Below are 2,849 nucleotides of genomic sequence, written 5' to 3'. Positions count from 1 at the left end.
GGCCGGCGAGCAGCAGCGCCATGCGGGCGACGTTGCGGTTGTCCTCGCCGGCCTGGTTGGCGCAGCCATAGATAACATCTTCAACCGCCGCCCAGTCGACGCCGGCATTGCGCTCGACCAAGGCCTTCAAGGGTACCGCACCGAGATCGTCCGTTCGTACCGAGGACAGCGCGCCGCCGAAGCGGCCGATCGGCGTACGGATGTAGTCGCAGATGAAGGCGTCGGTCATCTATGCAGCTTTCCCCTTGGCGGTCCCCTCATGCGCCGCCTTGGTGCGGGCCTGAAGATCGCGCAATGTCGTCAGCTCGAGTTCCGTCGGCGCCGGCGTCTCGTCAAGGGCCTCGGCGAATTTTACCACCCAGCCACAGGTCGCCTGCACCTGCTCGCGGGTCACGCCTGGATGCAGCGACACGACGGTGAATTCCTTGGTGACCGGATCCGGCTTCCAGATCGCGAGGTCGGTGATCAAAAGCGTCGGGCCGGCCGTATCGATGCCGAGACGCTTGCGGTGATCGCCGCCGTCGCCATGGCCGAAGGAGGTGAAGAAGTCGATCTTTTCGACCATGCCGCGCTTCGACTGCGCCATGGTGATGTACACCTCTTTTGAAGAGGTGGCGATTTCCGGCGCGCCGCCACCGCCGGGAAGGCGCGTTTTCGGGTGCGCATAGTCGCCGATGACGGTTGTGTTGATGTTGCCGAACCTGTCGAGTTGGGCCGCGCCCAGGAAGCCGATGGAGATGCGGCCGCCCTGCAGCCAGTAGCGGAACATCTCCGGCACCGCGACGGTGGTAACCGCTGTCTCGCACAATTCGCCATCGCCGATCGACAGCGGCAGCACATCGGGCGCGGTGCCGATGGTGCCGCTTTCATAGATCAGCGTGATGTCCGGCGCATGGGTCAGCCGCGCGACGTTGCAGGCGGCAGACGGCGCGCCGATACCGACGAAGCAGACATCCTCGCTCTTCAGCGCCCGGCTGGCGGCGATCGTCATCATCTCGTTGGGCGTGAAGCCAAGATTTTCAGCGTCGCTCATGCGGCTTTCCTCAGATGCTCGACGCGACCGGCGAAGTCGGCCGCGCTGCTCTCGATGACGTTCTTCTGCATCCAGGCCTGGAAACGGTCACGGTCGGCGGCGATCTCGTCCCATTCGAGATAGGCCGCGTTATCGCGCGCATAATATCCATGGGTGTAGGAGGGATGCGAGCCGCCCGGCACGACCGCGATCGCGGCGACCGTCCAGTTGGGCAGCACGGTGAGGTTGGGGTGGAGATCGTCGAAATTGTCGACTATTTCCTCGACCGTCACCACGGCGCGCTTGGCCGCGAGAACGGCTTCCTTCTGGATGCCGATGATGCCTTCGACCAGCACATTGCCTTTCCTGTCGGCCTTCTGTGCATGGATGAAGCTGACATCGGGCCGGATCGATGGAACGGCGGCGAGCACTTCGCCGCTGAACGGGCAGGTGAGCGACCGTATGTTCGGGTTGACCGAAGCGAGGCCGGCGCCGCGATAACCGCGAAAGACCGCGCAGGGCAGGCCGGCGGCACCCGCCTCATAGGCGTTGGCCATGCCGGCGTGGCTGTGTTCCTCGACCTCGATTGCGCGCGGAAAGCCATTCTCGATGGCGTCGCGGGCGCGCCGCAGCAGGCCGACGCCGGGATTGCCGACATAGGAGAAGACGATCTTTCTCGCCATGCCCATGCCGATCATCTGGTCGTAGATCAGGTCCGGCGTCATGCGAATCAAAGTGAGGTCGCGAAAGCCTTGGCGAATGGCCTCATGCGCGGCCGCTGTCGGGATCAGATGGGTGAAGCCCTCGAAGGCGACCGTATCGCCGTCGTGCAGGTTCTCCGCGACAGCCTCCTTCAGCGGCAGGAACTTCACCATTCTTCGGCTCCCGGTATCGAAAAGTTCGTATTGCGAACATATGTTTGATATGTGATACTTTCTAATCTTACCCTGAAGGGGAGTCAACGCCATGCAGACGGCTCTAGAAGGCGAGGCCAGTTCGCGCGATCATGTCGGCTCGCTGGAGCGCGGGCTTGCGGTGATGGAGGTCCTCGCGCGTTATCCCGCCGGCATGACGCTGACCGAGATGGCAGAGGAGGCGGGCCTGACTCGCGCCGGCGCCCGCCGCTTCCTGCTGACGTTGGTGAACGCGGGTTACGCGACACAGTCGGGCCGGCTGTTTTCGCTGTCGCCACGCCTGCTCACCATCGCGCGGACCTGGCTCGGCAGTGCCTCGCTGTGGAGCTTCGCTGCGCCGATCATGCGCGAGGTGGCCGGGCAGTTCGACGAGGCCTGTAACGCCGCGGTGCTGTCGGGCGAGGACGTCGTCTATGTCGCGCGCATCCCCGGCCGCCGCATCCTCAGCGTGGCGCTCGACGTCGGTACCCGGCTGCCCGCCTACTGCACATCGATGGGCCGCGTGCTGCTCTCTGGGCTGCCGGCCGATGAGATGAAGACCTTCCTCGCCGATGCAAAGATCGAGCCGCGGACGCCTCGGACGATCACCAGCCGCGCCGCGCTGGGCAAGGCAATCGACAAGGCGGGGGCGGATGGCTTCGCCATTGTCGACGAGGAACTGGAACTCGGCCTGCGTTCGATAGCCGTGCCGATCAGCGACCGTACCGGCCAGGTAGTCGCCGCCATCAACGTCTCGACGCAGTCGGCCCGGTTCTCGGTCGAGGCGATGGAGCGCGAGATCCTGCCTGTGCTGCGCAAAGCAAAGCAGCGGGTCGAGGAATTCTTCTTCGACTGACTGGCCAGCCAACTGTCTGAAGTCGGCGCCGCCCCTCATCGCCCTGCCGGGCACTTCTCCCCGTATAGTGACGGGGGCTGGCCGCAAC

The 2,849-nt window shown here is 64.7% G+C and carries 3 protein-coding genes and 1 pseudogene; 1 reads left to right on the top strand and 3 read right to left on the bottom strand.

What is annotated here, in order from left to right; translation table 11 throughout:
* From EN781_RS30020 to EN781_RS30010, 3 genes and pseudogenes are all read right to left on the bottom strand, one after another.
* Nucleotides 1–229, bottom strand: a pseudogene (locus EN781_RS30020) (3-oxoadipyl-CoA thiolase); the annotation flags it as partial.
* Entirely contained in the window at nt 230–1,033 is an 804-nt protein-coding gene (locus EN781_RS30015; protein WP_126058995.1) for a CoA-transferase subunit beta, read from the bottom strand.
* Nucleotides 1,030–1,887 carry a CoA transferase subunit A gene (locus EN781_RS30010; protein ID WP_126058996.1) on the bottom strand — a complete coding sequence of 286 codons (858 nt, stop codon included), beginning with the start codon at nt 1,885–1,887 and terminating at the stop codon, nt 1,030–1,032. The genes EN781_RS30015 and EN781_RS30010 overlap by 4 nt, the downstream gene beginning before the upstream one ends.
* A 91-nt stretch (nt 1,888–1,978) precedes the next feature.
* Between EN781_RS30010 and EN781_RS30005 the strand changes: the two genes are divergently transcribed.
* Nucleotides 1,979–2,761, top strand: a complete 783-nt coding sequence (locus EN781_RS30005) for an IclR family transcriptional regulator C-terminal domain-containing protein (RefSeq protein ID WP_126058997.1) — start codon at nt 1,979–1,981, stop codon at nt 2,759–2,761.
* Nucleotides 2,762–2,849: the final 88 nt, after the last annotated feature.

Source organism: Mesorhizobium sp. M4A.F.Ca.ET.090.04.2.1, assembly GCF_003999085.1.
In the GTDB taxonomy this organism is placed as follows: domain Bacteria; phylum Pseudomonadota; class Alphaproteobacteria; order Rhizobiales; family Rhizobiaceae; genus Mesorhizobium.
Note: the sequence above shows the minus strand (reverse complement) of the source record. Positions and strands in the feature narration are given on the sequence as shown.

Excerpts from the sequence above, each read along its gene's own strand:
- EN781_RS30015 (WP_126058995.1), bottom strand. The coding sequence starts at position 1,033 with ATGAGCGACGCTGAAAATCTTGGCTTCACGCCCAACGAGATGATGACG.
- EN781_RS30010 (WP_126058996.1), bottom strand. The coding sequence starts at position 1,887 with ATGGTGAAGTTCCTGCCGCTGAAGGAGGCTGTCGCGGAGAACCTGCAC.
- EN781_RS30005 (WP_126058997.1), top strand. The coding sequence starts at position 1,979 with ATGCAGACGGCTCTAGAAGGCGAGGCCAGTTCGCGCGATCATGTCGGC.